We start from the raw sequence: 22,696 nt of genomic DNA, 5'->3' as shown, positions 1-22,696 counted from the left end.
TGCGCCAGAGCGGGAAATGCGGGTCGTCCCGGGGTGCGGGGCGCGCCGGTGGCAAGGGGGGATGTGCCGGCGCGCCCCGCTATTCAGGTGGTCTCGGGATGCTGCGGATTCACGCGCCGGCCGACCAGATCGTGGTCAGGACATGGCCGATCCGGGCCAGGGCCGGCCCGGAGGTCATCCGCCAGTGCGTGGCTTGCACGCCATGGTTGTGCACGGTGCCGTCCACGGCGTCGGACCAGCTCGCGGCGCCGGTGGCGCCGGTCGGATCATCCAGTGCGGCGGTGAAATAGACCAGATCGCCCTTGTAGCGGCGGGGGCGATAGCGGGTGATCAGGAACAGCGAGTGGGCGCCCGCGTCCATCAGCCGGGTGAGGCGGTCCGCACCGAAGGACGCGAACGGCTCGGGCAGGTCGGCCAGGCGGGCCGCCAGCTGATCCAGGTCGAACTCGGAGTCGGTGGCCTGATCGCCCAGGAGTCCGCCGAGCAGGTCGGCCACCGGGATCGCCGCCGCATCGGCACCCGCCACGGTGCGCGGACTGTCCATCATGGCGAGCAGCGCGACATGCGCGCCGTCGTCCTGCAATTGGATGGCTACGGCGTGCGCCAGCACCCCGCCGAGCGACCAGCCGAGCAGGTGGTACGGGCCGTCCGGTTGCACCGCGCGGATCTCGCGCACGTAGCGGCCGGCCCACTCCTCGATCGAATCCGGCAGCGGCGCCAGGGAATTCAGTGCCGGAGATTGCAGGCCGTAGATGCCGCGGTCCGGTGTGATGTGCGCGGCGAGCCCGGCGAAGGACCAGGCGACACCGCCCACGGGGTGCAGGCAGAACACCGGTTCCCTCGGTCCGCCGGGACGCAGCGGCAACAGCACGTCGAACGCCGCGTCCACCTCCACCTGACCGCGACCGGAACGCGCGAGCGTCAGCTGAGCCAGCAGGGATGCCGGGGTCGGGGCGGAGAACAGCCAGACGACCGGAACCTCCTCGGCCAGTGCGGCGCTGAGGTGCACCGACAATCGGGTCGCCAGCAGGGAATTCCCGCCGCGTTCGAAGAAGTTGTCGTCCAGGCCGATCGCCGCGACGCCCAGCACGTCGGAGAATACCGCGCAGACCAGCGTCTCCAATTCCGTAGCGGGAGCGCGGAATTCGCGTCCGCCCGCGTCCGCGCGTGGGAGCGCGTGCCGGTCGACCTTGCCGTTCGAGTTCAGCGGCAACGTGTCCAGTCGGGTGAGTACCGACGGGACCATGTAGCTGGGGAGCACTTCGGACAGCGCCGTGCGCAACTCGCTCGTGTCGACCGGACCCGCGGCGGTGAAATAGCCTGCCAGTAGGGCATTCGCGCCACCGGCGTGCTGCGCCACCACGATGACGTCGCCGACGCCCCGCTGGGCGCGCAACGCGTGCTCGATTTCGGCGAGTTCGATGCGGTAGCCACGCACCTTCACCTGGAAGTCGCGGCGTTCGAGGTAGACGAGGTTGCCGTCGGCGGCCCAGCGGGCCATGTCTCCGGTGCGGTACAAACGGGTGCCCGGCGCCCCGAAGGGGTTGGCCACGAAGCGTTCGGCGCTCAGGTCGGCGCGACCGTGGTAACCGCGGGCCAGTTGCGCCCCGCCCAGGTAGAGCTCGCCGGTGACGCCGACCGGCACGGGATGCAGGCGGTCGTCGAGCACATAGACTTGGTTGCCGTCCTGGACGGTGCCGATCGGGACGACGGCGGCGGTCTCGACGCCCGTGCGGTATCTGGTGACCGACACCGCGGCTTCGGTCGGGCCGTACAGATTGTCGATGCGGGCCGTCGTCAGCGGGCGCACCCGATCGACGGTGGCGACGGGCAACGGTTCGCCGATGACCAGGATCCGGCGCAGCGCGCCGGGTAGTCGCCTGCCGTCCGCCACCTCGGCCAGCATGGCCAGCAGGGACGGCACCAGGGTCACCGTGGACACCTCCTCGGTCCGTACCAGTTCCAGCAGGCGAGCCGGGTCCCGTTGCGCGTCCGGCGGGGCCAGCACGACATGGGCTCCGGTGCGCAGCGCCCACCAGAATTCCCACACCGAGAGATCGAAGGCCGCCGAGGTCATCAGCAACACCGAATCGCTGCTGTCCAGGGCGTATTCGGACTGCATCCAGTCGAGCTGATGGGTGACGGCGGCATGGGTCACCGCGACACCCTTCGGTGTGCCGGTGGATCCGGAAGTGAAGATGACATAGGCCGGATGCCCCGGCCGCAGCGGTGCCCGGCGCTCGCGATCGGCGACGGGACTCGGGTCGATGTCGGCATCGATACTCGAAATGTCGAGTAGCAGTGGATGTTCGGAAAGCTCGGGCGGTAGGAGCGGTTGCCGTGCGGAGACGAGCACCAGCTCGGGGTCGGCTGTCAGCAGCACGCGCATGATGCGGTCCAGCGGATGCGACGGATCGACCGGCACGTAAGCGCCGCCGGCCGTCACGACCGCGTACATGGCCACCAGTAGCTCCACGCTGCGTGGAACAGCCAGTGCCACCAGCGATTCCGGGCCGACGCCACGGGCGATGAGCAGGCGGGCGAGTCGGTTGACCTCCGCCGCGAACTCCGCGTAGGTCAGCAGATTCTCGCCGTCGTCGACCGCGATCGCGTCCGGGGTCCGCGCGGCCTGCGCCTGGAATCCGGCATCCAGCGTGCCGGGGGCGAACGCGCGCTCGGCGTGATTCCAAGTGCTGAGCACTCGCTCCGACTCCGCCGCGTCCAGCAGCGGCAGATCACCGACCGGTAGCTCCGGGGCAGCGCAGACCGCCGCCAGGAGACGTTGCAGCCGTCCCGCGAAGCCCGCCACCGTGGACTCGTCGAACAGCGCGGTCGCGTAGGTGATCGACGCGGCCATGCCCGCCGGTGCGCCGTCGGCGTCGTAGCGGTCGGTGACCACCAGGTGCAGGTCGAACTGGGACACTCCGGAGTCGAAATCGACTGCCGCGACCCGTAATCCGTCCAGCTCGAGGTCGGCCTCGGCCTGATTGTGGAACGAGAAACCGACCTGGAACAGCGGATGCCGTGCGGTGGAACGCTCCGGGTTCAACACCTCCACCAGCCGTTCGAACGGCACGTCCGCGTGCGAGAACGCGGCCAGATCGGCGGTGCGGACCCGACCCAGCAGGGTGTCGAAGCCCGCGTCGGCTGGCACGTCGGTGCGCAGCACCAGCGTGTTGACGAACATGCCGACGACATCGTCGAGCGCGGCCGCGCCCCGTCCGGCGACCGGCGTACCCACCGCGATATCCGAGGTCCCGGCCAATCTGGCCAGCAGCACCGCGAAGGCGGCGTGCAGCACCATGAACAGCGTGGCGCCGGTGTCGCGGCCGAGTTCGCGCAAACGTGTGTGCAGCGCCGGGTCGAGGGTGAAGTCGACATGCTTGCCCTGGGTCGAGACCATCGGTGGCCGCGGCCGGTCGGTGGGCAGGTTCAACTGTGCGGGCAGTCCGGCGAGTTCGTCCTTCCAGAACGAAAGCTGCTGGGCCAGCAGGGAATCCGGCGTGTCCTCGGAGCCGAGCAGTTCGCGCTGCCAGCGGCTGTAGTCGGCGTACTGCACCGGCAGCGGTGACCACGACGGCGCGTGACCGTCCTTGCGCGCGGCGTAAGCCACCATGAGGTCTCGCGCGAGCGGCGTCAGCGAGGAGCCGTCGGCCGCGATGTGGTGCATCACGACGACCAGCACATGCTCCTGGGGCGACCCCGCGAGGTACATCGGCGCCTCCACCTCGGACACCTCGGCCAGCTCCGCGACCGCGCCGGGGCTGCCGATCCGGCCCGCTCGCGCCGCGTCCACCACCGCCCGAGCGCCGGTGACAACAGCCGCCCAGCGGCGACCGGTATCCGGGTCACCCGCGCTCTCGGTGCCGCGGGCATCCTGCGGGCGGCCGGACGCGAGGGCTTCCGGGGTCGCGACGGACTCGTCCCGCTCGGCTACGGCGGGCCGGGCAGCGCGGGCGGCCGTCGAAGCGAACAGGCGGGCTCGCAGCGGCACGGATTCGGTCACGTCGAATCCAGCACCCACGAAATCGGCTATCGCCGTGGCCAAGTCGCCGGACAAGACCCGGACCGGGGCCAGCACCGGGACCGGCGCTTCCGGCATGGGCAGCACCAGCTGGACAGGACCGGCATCCCGCTGCGGGTAGACGGTGCGCAGCACCTCGTGGCGTTCGATCACGTCGGCCACCGCGGCGTTCAGCGCGGCCACGTCCAGATCTCCGGTCAATCGCACCGCGAGCGGAATGTTGTAGGCGGTGGACTGGCGATCCAGGCGATTGAGAAACCACATGCGCTGCTGGGCCAGGGACAGCGGGACCGGACCGGTATCGGTGCGCCTGGTGAGCTGTGGCCGGGCGGGGGCGGAGTCCGGCCCCGCGCCGATCGCGGTGGCCAGTGCGGACACAGTCGGGTTCTCGAAAATGGCGCGTACTCCGACGCCGACCGCGAACCGGGCGCCGAGCCGGGCCGCCACCTGGGTCGCGGTCAGGGAGTTTCCGCCCCGGGTGAAGAAGTCGTCGTCGCGGCCGACCGGGTCGTCCAGTCCCAGCACCTCGGCGATGACTTCGGCGACAACGCGTTCGGCGAGACTTTCCGGAACGCGGAACTCGGCCGCGCGAAAAACCGGTTCCGGCAATGCTTTCCGGTCGAGCTTGCCGACCGCTGTCAGCGGGATGGTGTCGAGCACCATGATGCTCGCGGGCACCATGTAGGCGGTCAGTGACTCGGCGGCGAACGCGGCCAGCTCACCGACGTCTATCGCGTGCCCCCGCTTGCCGACAACGTAGGCGACCAGCACGGTGGCGCCCCTGCTGTCGGTGTGACCGACCGTCGCCGCGAAACCGACGGATTCGTGCGCCGTGAGCACCGCGTCGATCTCGCCGAGTTCGATGCGTAGACCGCGCACCTTCACCTGCTGGTCGGCGCGTCCGACATATCGGATCGTCCCGGCGTCCGTCCACCGCACCAGGTCGCCGGTGCGATACAGCCGCCCGCCCGAGGCGAAGGGATCGGCTACGAATCGCTCGGCCGAAAGCGCCCGGCGCGCATGGTATCCGCGCGCCAGTCCCGGGCCGCGCAGATACAGTTCGCCGGTGACCCCGGCCGGCACCGGCTGCATGCCGCCGTCCAGGATCACCGCGGACATACCGTGGATCGGGGTGCCGATGTGCATCGGCTCCCCCGCCCGCAGCGGTGCGCTGATAGTGGTGATGATCGTGGTCTCGGTGGGACCGTAGGTGTTGTAGAACCTGCGGCCGATCGCCCAGCGCCGCACCACATCCGGCCCGTAGGCCTCGCCGCCGACGGTCAGGTAGGCCAGCTCCCGCAGTTCGGCGGGGTCGAGGGTCTGCAACACGGCCGGGGTGATGAACGCGTGACTCACCCGCTGATCGCGGATCAGCGCGGTCAATTCCGCACCGCCGTAGACCCCGGCCGGCGCGACGACCAGCGTGGCCCCCGCCGCGAGGGCGAGCAGCAGTTCGAGCATCGCCGCGTCGAAGCTCGGCGACGCGACGTGCAGGACCCGCGATCCGGCCCCGACGGAGTACCGATCACGTTGGGCGACCGCCACTCCCGCGATTCCGGCGTGCGTGACCAGCACGCCCTTCGGTGTCCCGGTCGAGCCGGAGGTGTAGATCATCCACGCCGGGTTGTCCGGACGCACCGGCCGGACCAGTTCATCGGGGACCACCGGGGTCGCGGCGCAGTGCCGCATCCGCGCGGCGGTGACCGGCGCGTCGAGTACCAGCCATTCGGTGCCGCCGGGCAGGGCATCGGCGACCGCGCGCACGGTCAAGCCCAGGACCGCGCCGGAGTCGGCGAGCATATGCGCGATCCGATCCACCGGATAGGTGGGGTCGACCGGGACGAACGCGGCACCGGTCTTGGCCACCGCCCAGACTGCCAGCACCGATTCCGGCGAGCGTGGAATCGCCAGTGCGACAAGGTCCTCCGTGCCGATTCCGTGCTGGATCAGCATGCGGGCCAGCCGCGACGACTGTTCGTCGAGCGCACGATAGGTCAACCGCAGATCCCCGTAGGTCACGGCGGTACTGTCCGGATTCCGCCGCACCGCGGCCGCCATGACCGCGGCGAGGGTCTGCACCGGAACCGGATTCTTCCCTCGCCGGGCCAGTAGCCCGGCCCGCTCGCCCGGAGCCAGCAGGTCGGCCGCGCCGACGGGCGCGGCCGGGTCGGTGGTGAGCGCGCCGAGCACCCGGCCGAAGCGGCGCAGCAGGCCGGCCGCGGTAGCGGCGTCGAAGAGATCGGTCGCGTAGGTGAGTTCGACCGCGAGATGTCCGTCGGCGTCCGGCTCGGCGGCAAGCGTGAACTGCAGATCGAAACGCGCGACGGGCTCGTCGAAGTCGACTGCCGACAGCTCCAGGCCGGGCAGGCCGAAGGTGGCGGTTCCGGCGTTCAGGTAGCTCAGCGCCACGGTGAACAGAGGATGCCGCGCCTGCGTCGTCGGCACGCCGAGGTCGTCGACGACCCGCTCGAACGGGACGGTGGCATGGGCGAAGGCCGCGAGGTCGACCGCGCGGGTTTCGGCGATCAGATCGGCGAAAGACTGGCCGGGCGCGGGCCGGGTACGCAACACGAGGGTGTTGACGAACATGCCGACCAGGTCGTCCAATGCGGCGGCACCGCGCCCGGCGACCGGGGTACCGATAGGAATGTCCCTGGTTCCGGAGAGCCGGGCGAGCAGCACCGCGAGCGCCGCGTGCACCACCATGAACGGAGTCGCGTTGTGCCGCCGCGCCAGTTCGTGCACCCGGGCCGCGACACCGCCGCCGATCCGAGCCCGGATGTTTCCGCCGCGCTTGGTGGCTACCGCGGGTCGAGGGCGATCCGCGGGCAGCGCGAGGTCCTCCGGGAGATCGCGCAGCGTCTCCCGCCAATACGAAAGTTCGGCCGCCGCAACGGCTTCCACCGCGGCGGTCTGCCACAGGGCGTAGTCCGCGTACTGGACCGCCAACCGCGACCCCGGCAACGCGCCACCGAGCACACGGGAGAGATAGGAGCCCAGCAGATCGCGGAGCAGCGGTGTGATCGAAAACCCGTCCGCGGCAATGTGATGCAGCACGGCGACCAGCACGTGACTGCCCGGTCCGGCACACAGCAGCACCGCGCGCACCGGTACTTCGGTGGTCACATCGAAACCGGCGCGCAGGAATTCGTCGATCTGCTCCCGTAATTGCCCGCCGGGTCGCACCGCCAGCCGCACGGGCGGCGGCTCGACGGGCAGGACGACCTGGTGGCCCGCGCCGTCCGCACCCACCGGATAGACGGTGCGCAGCACCTCGTGGCGCGCGATGACGTCGGTGAACGCGCCTTCCAGCGCCGCGATATCCAGCTCGCCCGTGATACGCAGGGCGACGGGGATGTTGTGGGCCGCCGACTCCGGGTCGAGCCGGTTGAGCAACCACATGCCGCGCTGGACCGGGGCCAGCGGAATGAGTTCCGGCCGGGGGCCCGCCTGCAGTGCGGGCAGGGCAGCCGAGTCGAGAGCCGCGGTAAGGCGCGCGGCCAGCCCGTGCACCGTCGGTTCCTCGAACAACACCCGCACCGGCACCCGCTTGCCGAGCCGTGCACCGAGTCGCGCGAGCACCTGGGTGGCGCTCAGCGAATTGCCGCCCAGATCGAAGAAGCTGTCGTCCGCGCCGACCCGCTCGGTCCCGAGTACCTCCGCGAACACCGCCGCCACCTGACGTTCGGTGGCGGTACCGGGCGCGCGGTAGACGGCACCGTCGAACACCGGCTCCGGCAAGGCTTTTCGGTCCAGCTTGCCGGAGGGGTTGAGTGGGAACGCATCGAGCACGACCACCGCCGAGGGCAGCATGTACGACGGCAACGACCGAATCGCCGCCGCGCGCACCTCGTCTCGTACCGTCCCGGCGTTCGTCTGTGCCGCCGGGATCACGTAGGCGACCAGATGATCGCCGACCACCTCGGCGGCCGCCTGCGCGACGACCGGTACCGCCGCCAGTACGGACTCGATCTCGCCCAGCTCGATGCGCTGGCCCCGGAACTTCACCTGGAAATCGGTGCGGCCCAGATAGACCAGCTCCGCCGCAGGTCCCCCGTCGAGGGGTTCCCAGCGGACGAGGTCGCCGGTGCGGTACATGCGTTCGCCGGGTGTGCCGAACGGGTTGGCCACGAAGCGATCCGCGGTCAGGTCCGCGCGCCCGTGATAGCCGCGGGCCAACTGCGTTCCCGCCAGATACAGCTCCCCCGCCACCCCGGGCAGCGTCGGCCGCAAACGCGAATCCAGCACGTACACCTTGCTGTTCCACACCGGATTGCCGATCGGCAGCACAGCGCGGCCGGTCTCGCCGGTGACCTCGCGGTAGGTGATGCTGACGGCGGCCTCGGTCGGACCGTACAGGTTGTGCAGCCGCGCCGGGCTCACCGCCGCGAACGCGCGTACGGTCTCGGCGGGCAGAGCCTCACCGATGACGAAGACCATGCGCAACGCGGCGAGTGCGGCACGCGCGGCGGGGGTAGTCATTCGTCCGGCGAAGACACTCAGCATCGACGGCACGAAATCGGTGACCGTGACGCCCTGCGCTTCCATCACCGCGGCCAGGTACCCGGGATCGCGGTGGCCGTCGGGACTCGCGATGACCAGGGTGGCGCCGACCCGCAGCGGCAGGAAGTAGCCCCACAGCGCGACATCGAAGGTGGTGGCGGTCTTCTGCAGGTACACGTCGTCGCCGGTGAAGCCGTACTCCGCCTGCATCCACGTCATCTGGTTGACGATCGCGGCATGGCAGACGCTGACGCCCTTGGGTTTCCCGGTCGATCCGGAGGTGAAGACGACGTAGGCCGGATGCCGCGGATGCAGCGGCGCGGTGCGCTCACTCGTTGTGATCGGATCGTCGGAGTACTCGTGCAACTCGACCGTGTCCACGGTGACGACCGGGCCTCGACAGCCGATATCACCGCGGTCGCGTGCCCTGGTCAGCAAGGCAGCGGGCTGGGCCGTCGCCAGGATGTGCGCGATCCGGCGCGCGGGATGATCGGGGTCGATCGGCACGTACGCGCCGCCCGCTTTGAGTACCGCGTACATCGCCACCACCAGGTCGGTGGAGCGTCGAATGGCCAGCGCCACCCGCGATTCCGGGCCGACACCGAGCGAGACGAGGTAGCGGGCGAGCTGGTTGGAGCGCCGGTCCAGTTCGTCGTAGGTCAATACAACTGGGGTGCCGTTGTCGTCGGGGACGTAGATCAGCGCCGGTTCGTCCGGTGTCGCGGCGGCTTGGGCCTCGAACTCGTCCAGGAGCAGCTCGGCCACGTAGGCGGTGTGCGCGGAGTCGTTCCACCGCTCGACCACCCGGTCCAGTTCGCCGGTGTCGAAAAGATCGATGTCGCCGACGATCTGGCCGGGATCCGAAATCACCGCCGTCAGCAAACGGGTGAACCGGGCGGCCAGCGTCGCCACCGTGCCGGCGTCGAAAAGGTCCGTAGCGTAGTCGAATCGGAGTTGATCACCGGACACCGTGAGCTGGAGGTCGAAACGTGTTGCCCGGTGGTCGAATTCGTGTTCGGTGACGGTCATACCGCCCAGCTCGACCGTGACCGAAGCCAGATTCTGGAAGAACAGTGCGACCTGGAAGAGCGGATGGCGGGCTTCCGAGCGCGGCGGATCCAGTACTTCGACGAGTCGCTCGAACGGCACCTCGGCGTGCGCGAACGCGTCCAGGTCTCCGTCGCGGACTCGGCGCAGCACCGTGTCGAAGGTGTCCGACCCGGGCACCTCGGTGCGCAACACCAGGGTGTTGACGAACATGCCGACCAGATCGTCGAGTTCCGCCACGCCGCGGCCCGCGAGCGGTGCGCCGATGACGATATCGGCGGTGCCGGACAGCCGGGCCAGCAGCACGGCCAGCGCGGCGTGCACCACCATGAACGAAGTGGCATCGTATTCGGCTGCGACAGCCGCTATTCCACGCAGCACCGGCGGCTCCAGGCGCACCGTGACAGCGGCGGCGGCATGACCGGCGACCGCCGGGCGTGGCCGGTCCGTGGGCAGATCGAGCTGCGCGGGCAGACCGCTCAGTGTCCGCCGCCAGTACTCGAGCTGCTGCGCCGCTACCGAATCGGGGTCGGATTCGTCGCCGAGCAGGTCGCGCTGCCACAGCGCGTAATCAGCGTACTGGACCGCCAACTGGTCCCAGGCCGGTGCGGTACCGGCCGCGCGGGCTCCGTAGGCGCGGGCGATGTCGCGCGCCAGCGGCCCCATGGAGAACCCGTCCGCGGCGATGTGGTGCAGCACCAGCGCGAGCACGTGCTCCTGTTCGGACAGCCTGGCCAGACCGATACGCACGGGGACGGCAGCGGTGACATCGAAAGGCTCGGCGGCGAACGCGGCCAGCGCCGGGGCCGCGGTGTGCGCGTTCGCCGGGATGACGGTGACGACCGGAGCCTCGGCAGTGTCGAGAATTCGCTGGTAGCCGATGCCCGCGCGGTCCGGATACACGGTGCGCAGGGTCTCGTGGCGGCCGATGACATCGGCGATCGCGGCGGTGAGCGCGGCGGTGTCGAGGGTTCCGGTGAGCCGCAGCCCGACCGGGATGTTGTTGACGGTGTCGGCCGGGTCGAATCGGTTGAGGAACCACAGGCGCTGCTGCGCCGGCGACAGCGGAATCAGGTCCGGGCGCGGCCGCGGCGTGAGCGGCGGCCGGCGACCGGTGCCGGTCAGTCGCGCCGCGCCGGCGGCGAGACCCGCGACGGTCGGCGCCTCGAACAGCATCCGGAGCGGGATCTCCGCCTGGAGTTCCGCACCGAGCCGGGCCGCGACCTGGGTGGCGATCAGCGAGTTGCCGCCCAGGGCGAAGAAGTCGTCGTCCGCGCCGACTTCACGACCGAGTAGCTCGCCGAAGATCCGGGCGACCGTTTCCTCGGCGACGGTCGCGGGAGCACGGAAGCGGGCCGACTCGAAAACCGGTGCGGGCAAGGCCTTCTGGTCGAGTTTGCCGGAGGAGTTGAGCGGAAACTCGTCGAGCAGCACGAACGCGGAGGGCACCATGTAGGCGGGCAGTGCCGCCGCCGCGGACTGCCGCACGTGCTCGATCAGTTCTCCCGCACTGTCCACGGCGGTCAGATATGCCACCAGGTGGTCGATGCCGTCGGCGCGCACCAATCGAACCGCGGCCTGCGCGACTCCGTCCACCGCTGTCAGCACCGACTCGATCTCGCCGAGTTCGATGCGCAGGCCGCGCAGCTTTATCTGAAAGTCGGTGCGGCCCAAGTACACCAGTTCCCCGTCGGCAGTCCAGGCGACGAGATCGCCGGTGCGATACATGCGCTCGCCGCGCGCACCGTAGGGATTGGCGATGAAACGGTCGGCGGTCAGGTCCGGCCGCGCAACATAGCCGCGCGCCAATTGCGCACCGGCCAGATACAACTCACCCGGCACGCCGGCGGGCGCGGGGCGCAGTCGCGAATCCAGCACCAGCAGTGCGGTGTTGAACACCGGCCGCCCGATCGGCACCGACACGGTGTCGGCCGCGGTGACCTCGTGAAAGCTGACGTCCACGGCCGCCTCGGTCGGGCCGTACAGGTTGTGCACCCGGGCGCCGGTGCGCTCGCGGGCGCTCCGCGCGGCAGCGGCGGGTAGCGCCTCACCGGAGGCGAAAACGCGGCGCAGCGTGCCCCGGCCGGACTTCTGGACCGCACCGAGGAACACCGCCAGCATCGACGGCACGAAATGGACCGTGGTGATCCGCTCGGCGGCGATCAACTCGGCCAGATACCCCGGATCGCGATGCCCGTCCGGGCGGGCCAGCACGAGCCGGGCGCCGATCTGCAAGGGCCAGAAGAACTCCCACACCGACACGTCGAAGGTGGCCGGTGTCTTCTGCAGGACCACATCGTCCGCGCGCAAACCGTACTCGTTCTGCATCCACACCAGGCGGTTCACGATCGCGGCATGGCTGACCGCCACGCCCTTCGGCCGGCCCGTCGAACCGGAGGTGAAGATGACATACGCGGTGTTCGAAGTACGCAGCGGCGCACTGCGTTCGGCCGCGGTCAGGGGTGCGCTCGAATGTCCGAAGCCGAGCGGGCGATCGATCGCGACAGCGTGCACCGAGCCCGTGTCGAAGTCGTCCCGGGAGGTGGTCAGCACACACACCGGGGCTGCGGTTTCCAGCACGTAGTGGGTGCGATCGGCCGGGTGCTCAGGGTCGAGCGGCACATACGCCCCACCCGCCGCGAGGACGGCGTACATGCCGACCACCAGGTCGATCGAGCGCCGCATGCCGAGCGCGACCGCCCTATCCGGGCCCACGCCGAGCGAGATCAGGTAGCGGGCGAGCTGGTTCACCCGGTCGCTGAACTGCGTGTAGGACAGACTCGTGCCCTCGAAGGTCACCGCCGTCGCGTCGGGAGTCGCGGCGGCCTGCGCCTGGAACATCGACACGAGCGTCGCACCCCGGTCGACCGGGTGCGCGGTGTCGTTCCACCGGCGCAGCACCAGCGCACGCTCGGCCGCGTCCAGCAGTTCGATCTCGCCGAGGCGGGTCCCGGCGTCGGTGACCACGGCCGTCAGCACCCGCAGGTACCGGGCGCCGAAAGCCTCGATGGTCGCGTGGTCGAACAGATCGGTCGCGTACCGCAACACCGCGCGCAGCACGGTGCCGGACTCGCCGGCGTGTTCGCTGAGCTCCAAGGCCAGATCGAACTGGGCGACCTGGTTGTCGAGCGGGTACGCCGACACCTCCAACCCGGGCAGCCGCAGCACGGTGTCGTCCCGATGCTCGAAGGTGATCAAGTGCTGGACGACCGGCGAATATGCCTGTGAGCGAACCGGATCGAGCGCCTCGACCAGCCGCTCGAAGGGCAGATCGGCGTTGGCGAACGCGCGCACGTCGATGGTGCGGATCCGGCCGAGCAGTTCGGCGAAGGTCGTTTCCGCGCGGATCGGCGTACGCAGCACGAGGGTGTTGACGAACATGCCGACGAGGTCGTCCAGGGCCTGCTCGGCCCGACCGGCCACCGGGGTGCCGACCGCGATGTCCTCGGCTCGCGCCAGGCGTGCGAGGAGCACCGCGTAGGCGGCGTGCAACACCATGAACGTCGAAACACCGTGCCGGCGACCCAGTTCCGCCAGCTCGGCGGTGAGCTCGGCCGGAATACCGAATGCGACGGTCGCGCCGCGGCCGGAGGCCACCGGTGGGCGCGGCCGGTCGGTGGGCAGTTCCAGCACCGGAGCGAGCCCGGCGAGTTCGGTACGCCAATGGTCGAGCTGGCGGGCCAGCAAGGAATCCGGCTGGTCGGCCGAGCCCAGGACTTCGTGCTGCCACAGGGTGAAATCGGCGTACTGCACCGGCAATCTGCCCCAGCGCGGGGCACTACCGGCGGCTCTGGCGGTATAGGCGACCATCAGGTCACGGGCCAGCGGCGCCGTGGAGACGCCGTCGGCCGCGATGTGATGCACCACGAAGGCCAGTACGTGCTGCTCGGATGCGGTGCGAAAAAGCTCGGCCCGCCAAGGGAATTCACCGCGCAGATCGAAACCCGCCGCGGCACACCGCGATATCGCCCCGGGCAGCAACTCCTCCGCCACCTCGGTGATCCGGAACGACCCGCCGCTTGCGCTCGGCCGGATGACCTGTGTCGGTCCCGCCGCGTCGGCGGGAAACACCGTGCGCAACGATTCGTGCCGGTCGACGACATCACGCAGCGCGGTGTGCAGCGCGGCCTCGTCCAGCGCTCCGGCGAGCCGGATGGTGATCGGGATGTTGTAGACCGCCGATGCCGGATCGATCCGGTGCAACAGCCACATACGGGTCTGGGCCGGGGACAGCGGAATCCGCGGCGGGCGCTGCCGTGGACCGAGGGCGACACGATTCGTCCTCGTACCGAGCCTGGCCGAAACCTCCACCCGCGCGGCGAGTTCCGCGATCGTCGGGGCTTCGAACACCGCACGCACCGTCAGCGTGGATCCGAAGGTGGCATTGGCACGGGCGACCAGCCGCATGGCCAGCAGCGAGTTGCCGCCACGGGCGAAGAAGTCGTCACCGGATCCGATGCGCACTCCCCCGCCGACGAGATCGGCGGCGAGGATCGCCAGGACCGATTCGACGCCCTCCCGTGGTGCCTCGAAAACGTTTGCGGCACGGCGTGACTCGACAGCCGGGAGTGCGGCACGGTCCAGCTTGCCGACGGTCGTCAGCGGCATCTGGTCGAGCACCACCACCTGTGCGGGCACCATATAGGCGGGCAACTGAACGCGGACCGCGTCCGACACCGCCTCGGCCGACAGCGCGGTGCCGCTGACGTATCCGACGAGGTACTCGTATCCGCCGTCCTCCTTCGCGACGACCACCGCGGCATTCGCCACGCCGGGTACCGCGGACAACGCGGCTTCGATCTCACCGAGTTCGATCCGCTGTCCGCGCAGCTTGATCTGGAAGTCGTTGCGGCCCAAGTACACCAGGTCACCGTCACGACTCCAGCGGACCAGGTCTCCGGTGCGGTACATGACCCGGCCGGGAACGCCGAACGGATCGGCGACGAACCGCTCGGCAGTGAGACCCGCTCGGTGGTGATAGCCCCGGGCCAACTGGTCGCCCGCCAGATACAGCTCGCCGGTGACACCGATCGGCACCGGCCGCAGCCGGGCGTCCAGCACATAGGCGCGGGTGTTCCAGCAGGGCCGTCCGATCGCGACCTCGCCGGACTCCACATCGGCGTCGGTGAACTCGTGGTAGATCGCCGAGATCGCGGCCTCGGTCGGGCCGTAGGCATTGTGCACCGCGCCCTCGAAGCTGCCGCGGAGCTGCGCGAGCAGGTCCGCGGTCAACGCCTCGCCACCGCAATGCAGGTGCCGGAACGAGCGCAGCGCGTCCCCCATCCCTTCACCGATGAGCGCGGCCAGCACCGAGGGCACGTACTCCGCGATGGTGATGCCGTGTTCGCGCAGCAGCCCGGCGAAATACCCGAGGTCCAGATGTCCGCCGGGCCGGGCGATCACCAGCGGCGCGCCCACCGCGATGGGCAGGAAGCATTCCCACACCGACACGTCGAAGGTCAGCGGCGCGCGCTGCAGAATGCGGTCGGCCGCCGTCACCCGATAGCGGTATTCCAGCCAGCGCAGCTGGTTCATGATCGCGCGATGGGTGATCGCGACGCCCTTGGGACGGCCGGTCGAACCGGAGGTGAACAGCACGTACGCGGTGTTGGCTTGACGCAACCGACGGAGCCGCTCGTCGTCGCCCACCGTCGCGCCGGAGAACGCGGCCAGGTCCAGCGCCGAATCATCGACCACCCGGACACCGTTCAGGTCGGGTAGTTGCGCGCCGCCGGCCAGCAGCACCATTGCCGGAGCGGCGCTTTCGATGACGGCCCGGATCCGCTCCGCCGGATGTTCCGGATCGATCGGCAGGTAGGCGCCGCCCGCACGCACGATGGCGTACATGGCGACGAGCATGTCGATCGACCGCAGGGCCGCCAGCCCGACAATCGTCTCCGGACCTACCCCTTGCGCGATGAGCCAGCGCGCCAGGCGGTTCACGCGGACCGCGAATTCCCCGTAGGTCATCTCGGCGCCCTCGTAGCGGACGGCAAGCCCATGGGGTTCGGCACCGGCACGGGCGGTGAGCAGATCGTCGAGGGTTTCGCGCAGCAGCGGGCGCGCGGTGGCATTGCGGTCCGAGAGCAGCATGCCGCGTTCGGCGACCGACATCAGCTCGACATTGCCGACCAGAGCCCGGGTGTCGCGCACCATGGCGCGCAGCACGCGCTGGAAGGTGTCCAGGAATCCGGCGGCGGTGCGGTCATCGAAGAGGTCGACCGCGTAGTGCAGGTGGACATCGATTCCGTCCGGGTTCCCGGCGGCGTCGTAGCGGTCGGTGAGCGTCCAGTCCAGATCCACCTGGATCGGGGCCGGACCCACCTCGAGCGCCGCGATGGCCAGCCGGTGCAGCCGGAAGTCCGGTGTGCTGTGGTTCTGCAGCGTCAACGCCACTTGGTAGAGCGGCGAATACGACTGTGACCGAGCCGGATTCAGCGTCTCGACCAGCTGCTCGAACGGCACCATCGCATGCTCGAAGGCGGCGAGGTCGGTGTCGCGGACAATGGCGAGCAGCTCGGCCAGGGTGGCGTCCGGACGCACCTCGGTGCGCAGCACGAGGGTGTTGACGAACATGCCGACCAGCTCGTCCAACGCCTGCGCGCCGCGTCCCGCCACCGGCGCGCCGACCACGATGTCCGACGTCGCGCTCAGCCGACTGAGCAGCACCGCCAAGGCGGTGTGCAGCACGATGAATGGCGTCGCGCGGTGCGCGGCGGCGAGGTCTCGGATGCCCTGGTGCAGCGCGCGATCCAGACGCCCGGTCCGGGCACCGCCACGATTGCTCGCCACCGCGGGGCGCGGCCGGTCCGCGGGCAGGGTGAGTACTTCGGGTAGACCGGCCAGCCGATCGGTCCAATAGACCAATTGCCGTGCGAGAACCGAGTTCTCGTCCTCCGCGCGGCCGAGGGCGTCGCGCTGCCAGATCGCGAAATCCGCGTACTGCAACGGAAGTGGGGCCCAGGCGGGCGCGGTATCGGCACAGCGGGCGACGTAGGCGGCGGCCAGATCGCGGGTGAGCGGATCGAAAGACCAGCCGTCCGCGGCGATATGGTGCACCACGAACAGCAGCACATGGTCCGGGTGCGCACCACCGTCCGCCAGGCGCAGCAGTCGTACCCGCAGCGGCACCTCGGTGGTGACATCGAAACCGGCCTGGGTGACCGTGGCGATCAACTGGGGCAGATCGGCGACCGGCACGGTCCGGACGACGACGTCGACCAGCCGGGTACCGGCGGGCAGCACCACCTGGGTCGCGTTGCCGTCGTGTTCGGGGTAGATCGTGCGCAGCGTCTCGTGGCGTCCGATGACGTCGCTGATCGCCGCGCGCAAGGCGCCGATGTTCAGCGCACCGGTGAGCCGGAGGGCGAACGGAATGTTGTAACCCGCACCGGCACTGTCGAATCGGTTGAGGAACCACATCCGCTGCTGTGCGATCGAGAGCGGGATGGCGTCGTCGCGGTTCTGCGGGGCGAGCGGCGGCAACATCACCGGTACGGTATCCGCGTTCGCGCCGGTCCGCAGCGTAAGGCGATCCGCGAGCGCGGCGACGGTCGGCGCGTCGAAGACGGTGCGCACCGGCAGCTGGGTTCCGGTGGCCTTGGCCAGGCGCGCGACGAGCTGGGTGGCGACGAGGGAGTTGCCGCCGAGCGCGAAGAAGTCGTCGTCCGCGCCGATGTCATCGGCGCCGAGCAGAGCCCGGAATGTCTCGGCCACAAGGCATTCCGATTTTGAGATGGGCGGCCGTGACGCACCACGCTCTACCACCGGCACGGGTAGCGCGGTCCGGTCCAATTTGCCCGAGGCGTTGACCGGCAAGGCATCGAGCACGACGAATGCCGTCGGCACCAGATACCCGGGCAGTCGCGCGATGAGAGTGGCGCGCAGGGCGTCGAGGTCGAGGGAGGCGTTGGGCACCAGGTATGCGACGAGCTGGTCGCCGGTGCCGTGATCGTCACGGACCTGCGCCACCGCTTGGGCGACCTCCGGCAGCGCGAGCAGCGCCGCCTCGATCTCCCCGAGTTCGATACGCAGACCGCGTAGTTTCACCTGGAAATCGGTGCGGCCCAGGTATTCCAGCGCGCCGTCGAGGCGTCGCCGGACCAGATCACCGGTGCGGTACATGCGGGCGCCCCCGGGCCCGAAAGGGTTGGCCACGAAGCGGTCGCCGGTGAGGTCGGCCCGCCCGAGGTAGCCGCGCGCCAATTGCGCACCGCCCAGGTACAACTCACCGGGCACGCCCAGCGGAACGGGGTGCAGGCGCGCGTCGAGCACATGAACCTGGGTGTTCCACACCGGAACGCCCAGCGGGACCCCGGTGGTATCCGAATCGGTCACCTCGTGGCAGGTGACTTCGACAGCCGTTTCGGTCGGCCCGTACAGGTTGCGCACCCGCGCGCCGCTCCGTGCCCGCATCCGCTGCGCGACCGGCGCGGGCAGCGCCTCGCCGGAGCAGAAGACGTACCGCAGTGACGGCAGCGCGCCGGTTTCCTCCGCGACGAACGCGCCGAGCATCGACGGTACGAAGTGCACCGCCGTGATCGATTCCCGCCGAATGGTTTCGGCGAGGTAGACGGGATCGAGGTGGCCGTCCGGACGAGCCAGCACCAGGCGTGCACCGGCTTGCAACGGCCAGAAGAACTCCGGCACCGAGACGTCGAATGTCACCGGCGTCTTTTGCAGCAGGGCGTCACCGGGGCCGAGTTCGACCTGCGCCGCCTGCATCCACACCAGCCGGTTGACGATCGAGCCATGGCTGACCGCAACGCCTTTGGGCTGTCCGGTTGAGCCGGACGTGAAGATCACGTAGGCGGTGTTCGCCGCGCGCAGCGGAGCGCGGCGGTCCGTGTCGGTGATCGGCGCGCCTGAATACGCGCTCAGATCGAGCTGATCTATCCGGACCTGTGCGGCCGTGCCGTCGAGGTTCGCACCTGCCGTCAGCACTATGAGTGGCGTTGCCGTGGTGAGGATGTGGGCGATGCGTTCGGCCGGGTGGTCCGGGTCCAGCGGCACGTAACCGCCGCCCGTCGCGGTGATGGCGTGCATGGCCACGACGAGGTCGATCGACCGCCGCATCGCCAGCGCCACCAGGCTTTCCGGACCCACACCCTGGTCGATCAGCCAGCGCGCCATACGGTTTACCTGGGCCGCCAGTTCGGCGTAGGACAGTGTCGTCCCCTCGAACGTGACCGCCGGTGCGTCCGGTGTTCGCGCTGTCTGGGCAGCGAACAACGCGGGCAGCGTGAGTTCTGCGTCGACAGTGCGCGTCTCGGCTTTCGACCGTTCGACGATTTCGGCGAGCTCCGCCGGTTCGAGCAGTTCGATGTCACCGACGGGTGTCTCGGACACATTAGCCGCCGCGGCGAGCATCCGCTCCAGCCTGGCGACGAACGCCCGCATGGTGGCGGCATCGAACAGCTCCGTCGCGTAACGCAGACTGCCGCTCAACGTCGCGTCGGCGCACTCGTTCAGCACCAGGTGCAGATCGAATTTGGCTGTCTCGTCGGCGATGTCGAGAATTTCCGCGGTGAGCCCGGCCGCGTCGAAAGACTGGCCGGGTGCCGACGGCGCGCCACCGAAACTGAACATGATCTGGAACAGTGGATGTGCCCCGGTACGGCGATCCACCGCCATGGCGTCGACCAACTGCTCGAACGGCAGATCGGCATTGCCGAACGCGGCCAGGTCCGCATCCCGCACGGTAGCGACCAGGTCGCTGAACGACGCGTCGAGCGCGACCGGGGTGCGCAGCACGAGGGTGTTGACGAACATGCCGACGAGCGCGTCGAGCGCACGCTCGCCACGGCCGCCGATCGGCGAACCGATCACGATGTCGCCGGTGCCGCCGAGCCGAGCCAGCGTCGCCGCGAAAGCCGCGTGCAGGACCATGAACAAGGTCGCGCCCTGCTGTTCGGCCAGCAGGCGCAGTCCGGCCGCGACCGCCGGGCGCACGGTGAAGTCCACGGCCACAACGTGATTCGTCGGCTGGGGCGGCCGCGGCCGGTCCGTGGGCAGCGGTAGGTCCGCGGGCAGACCGGCGAGCACCGCACGCCAGAACCCCAGCTGTTGCCGCGCCTGGTCGCCCGCGCCCGCCTCGAAACCGAGCAGCTCCCGCTGCCACAGGCTGTAATCGGCGTATTGGACCGGCAATTCGTCCCAGTCGGGGCGCGCACCGCCCGATCGCGCTCGATAAGCGCGCACCAAATCTGTGATCAGCGGCGCCATCGACAGGGCGTCGGCGGCGATGTGATGCACCACGAACACCAGCACGTACTCGTCACGGGCCGTCCGCTCCACCAGAAAAAGTGCGACCCGCACCGGGATCTCGGTGGTGACATCGAACCCGGTACGGCTCAGCGCGGCGATCGCCGCGGCCAGCTCGTCGGGTGCGATCCGCACCGGCCGCATGTCGAGCGCGAAGTCCGCGGCAGCCGAAATCGCTTGGTACGGGCCTTCTTCGTGCTCCGGATAGCAGGTACGTAAGGATTCGTGCCGTTCCAGCACATCCAGCACAGCACGCTCCAGTGCGGCCACCTCTAGGCGGCCGCGCAGCCGGAGCGCCACCGGCAGGTTGTAAACCCCGACGCTGTCCGGGTTTTCGACGCGGTTGAGAAACCACAGGCGCTGCTGGGCCGGCGACAACGGCACCCGCTCGGGGCGTTGCCGCCGCACCAGCGGCAGTTTCGTCGCGCCGGACTTGCTCTGCTCGGCCACGGCGGCGGCGAACGCGGCCACGGAGGAAGCGTCGAACAGTGCCCGCACCGGAATCCGCACCCCGACCGCCTCGCCCGCCCGCGCGGTCACCTGCGTCGCGTCCAGCGAGCTGCCGCCCAGCGCGAAGAAGTCGTCGTCCAGGCCGACCCGAGGCACGTGCAGCACCTCCGCGAAGATCGCCGCGACGAGGCGCTGTGCCGCGTCCACCGGCGGCCGGAAAGTCTTCGGCCGCAACACTGGCAGGGGTAGCGCGTTCCGATCCAGCTTGCCGCTGGTGTTCACCGGGAACTCCGCGAGTTCGACGAGTGCGGTCGGCACCATGTAGGCCGGAAGCCGCCGGGACGCGGCTTCTTCGACCGCGTCGAGATCCAGCTCGGCTCCCGGCGTGCGCAGGACGTACCCCGCCAGGTAGTCGCCGGTGTCGGCCGTGATCAGCCGGACCGCCGCCTGGCTCACGCCCGGCGCTGCCAGGAGCGCGGTCTCGATCTCCGCGAGTTCGACCCGCTGACCGCGCAACTTGACCTGGGAATCGACTCGACCCAGGTAGACGAGCTCGCCGTCCCGGGTCCACCGCACCAGATCGCCGGTGCGATACATCCGGTCACCGCCGAGCCCGAACGGGTTCGCCACGAAGCGATCGGCGGTGAGGTCGACCCGGCCGTGATAGCCACGGGCCAGTTGGTCGCCGGCCAGGTACAACTCGCCGGGCACTCCGATCGCGACCGGATGCAGCCGCGCATCCAGGACGTACACCCGCGAATTCCATTGCGGCTCACCGATCGGCACCGTCTCGGCGTCCGTGCCGGTCACATCGCGGTAGGTGATCGATACCGCCGCCTCGGTCGGACCGTACAGATTGTGCAGCTTCGCCGCGCAGACCGCGCCGAAGGCCGCTACCGTTTCCGGCGGCAGTGCCTCGCCGATGACGAAGACATCGCGCAGCGAATCGAGTTCGCCGGTCGCGGCGTGCGCCGCGAACACCGACAGCATGGCCGGTACGAAGTCGGTGAGCGTGACACCGTGGCGTGCGATCGTTTCCGCGAGGTAGCGCGGGTCGCGATGACCGTCCGCGGTCGCCAGCACCAGGGTCGCGCCCGCGCGCAGCGGCAGGAAGTACCCCCAGAGCGAGACGTCGAACGTGGTCGCCGTCTTCTGCAGGTACACATCCCCGGTGCGCGGGTGGTATTCGTCGTGCATCCAGGCCAGCTGGTTGGCGATGGCACGATGGCTGACCGCCACGCCCTTCGGTTTGCCGGTCGATCCCGAAGTGAAGAGGACGTAGGCGGGGTGGTCGGGACGCAGCGTGGCGCGCCGTTCCCGGTCACCGATCTTGGCGGTGGAGTAGTCGGTGAGGTCGAGTTCGTCGAGGTAGCGCACCGGCAGGCCGGTCGGCACGTCGAATCCCGCTGCGCGCGTGGTCAATACCAATTGCGGCTGCGCAGTGGCGAGGATATGCCCGATACGTTCGGATGGATGCGACGGATCGATCGGCACATAAGCGCCGCCCGCTCGCAGGACCGCGTACATCGCCACCACGAGGTCGACCGACCGCGGCATCGCCAGCACCACAAGCGTTTCCGGCCCGACGCCATCGGCGATCAGCAGCCGGGCCAGCTGATTGACCCGATCGGACAGTTCCGCGTAGGTCAACGCACCCCGCGGATCGGCATCGGCGACCAGCGCCACGGTCGTGGGCGTGCGCCGGACCTGATTGTCGAAACCCTCGTGCAGGTAGCGGTCCGGAACCCGATGCCCGCTGGCATTCCAGCTAGCGGTGACGTAGTCCAGTTCACCGGCGTCCAGCAACTCGATATCGCCGACCACCGTGTCCGGTTCCGACACAGCCGCACTCAGTAACCGCAGGAACTTCGTGCCGAATTCCGCGATTGTCGAGCGCTCGAACAGGTCGGTGGCATAGGTGAATTCGGCTCGGTAGCCGTCGTCGTGACCGGTGAGCGTCAGCTGGAGGTCGAACTTCGAGAAGCCGGAATCGAAGTCCACCGGTTCGGTCTCGACGCCGGGCAGCACCAAAGCCATCTCGGGCATGTTCTGCATGAACAGGGCGACCTGGAACAGCGGGTGCCGAGCCTGGGACCGAGCCGGATTCACCGCCTCCACCAATTGTTCGAACGGGATGTCGGCGTGCGCGAAAGCCCGCACGTCGCGACTGCGGACCTGCGCGACGAGTTCGGCGAAGGTGATCGACGGCCGCACTTCGGTGCGCAGCACCAGGGTATTGACGAACATGCCGACCAGGTCGTCGAGCGCCCGGTCGCCGCGTCCGGCCACCGGGGTGCCGATCGCAATGTCGGTGGTGCCGGACAGCCGGGCCAGCAGAGCGGCGAGGGCGGCGTGCACCACCATGAACGGGGTCGCCCCGCACCGCTGTGCGAGTGTGTCCACAGCCGT

At 69.6% G+C, this 22,696-nt stretch carries 1 protein-coding gene (only partly in view); it reads right to left on the bottom strand.

Going from position 1 to position 22,696, the window contains the following annotated elements; translation table 11 throughout:
• Positions 1–109: 109 nt before the first annotated feature.
• Positions 110–22,696, bottom strand: partial view of a non-ribosomal peptide synthetase gene (locus BJ987_RS09180; RefSeq protein ID WP_209886821.1) — the 3' portion only. It continues 2,877 nt past the right edge of the window; the window shows 22,587 of its 25,464 coding nt (coding positions 2,878–25,464); the start codon falls outside the window, past its right edge; it ends in the stop codon at positions 110–112.

The sequence above is a fragment of the Nocardia goodfellowii genome (assembly GCF_017875645.1).
In the GTDB taxonomy this organism is placed as follows: Bacteria; Actinomycetota; Actinomycetes; order Mycobacteriales; family Mycobacteriaceae; genus Nocardia; species Nocardia goodfellowii.
This window is presented reverse-complemented; position numbering and strand designations above follow the sequence as displayed.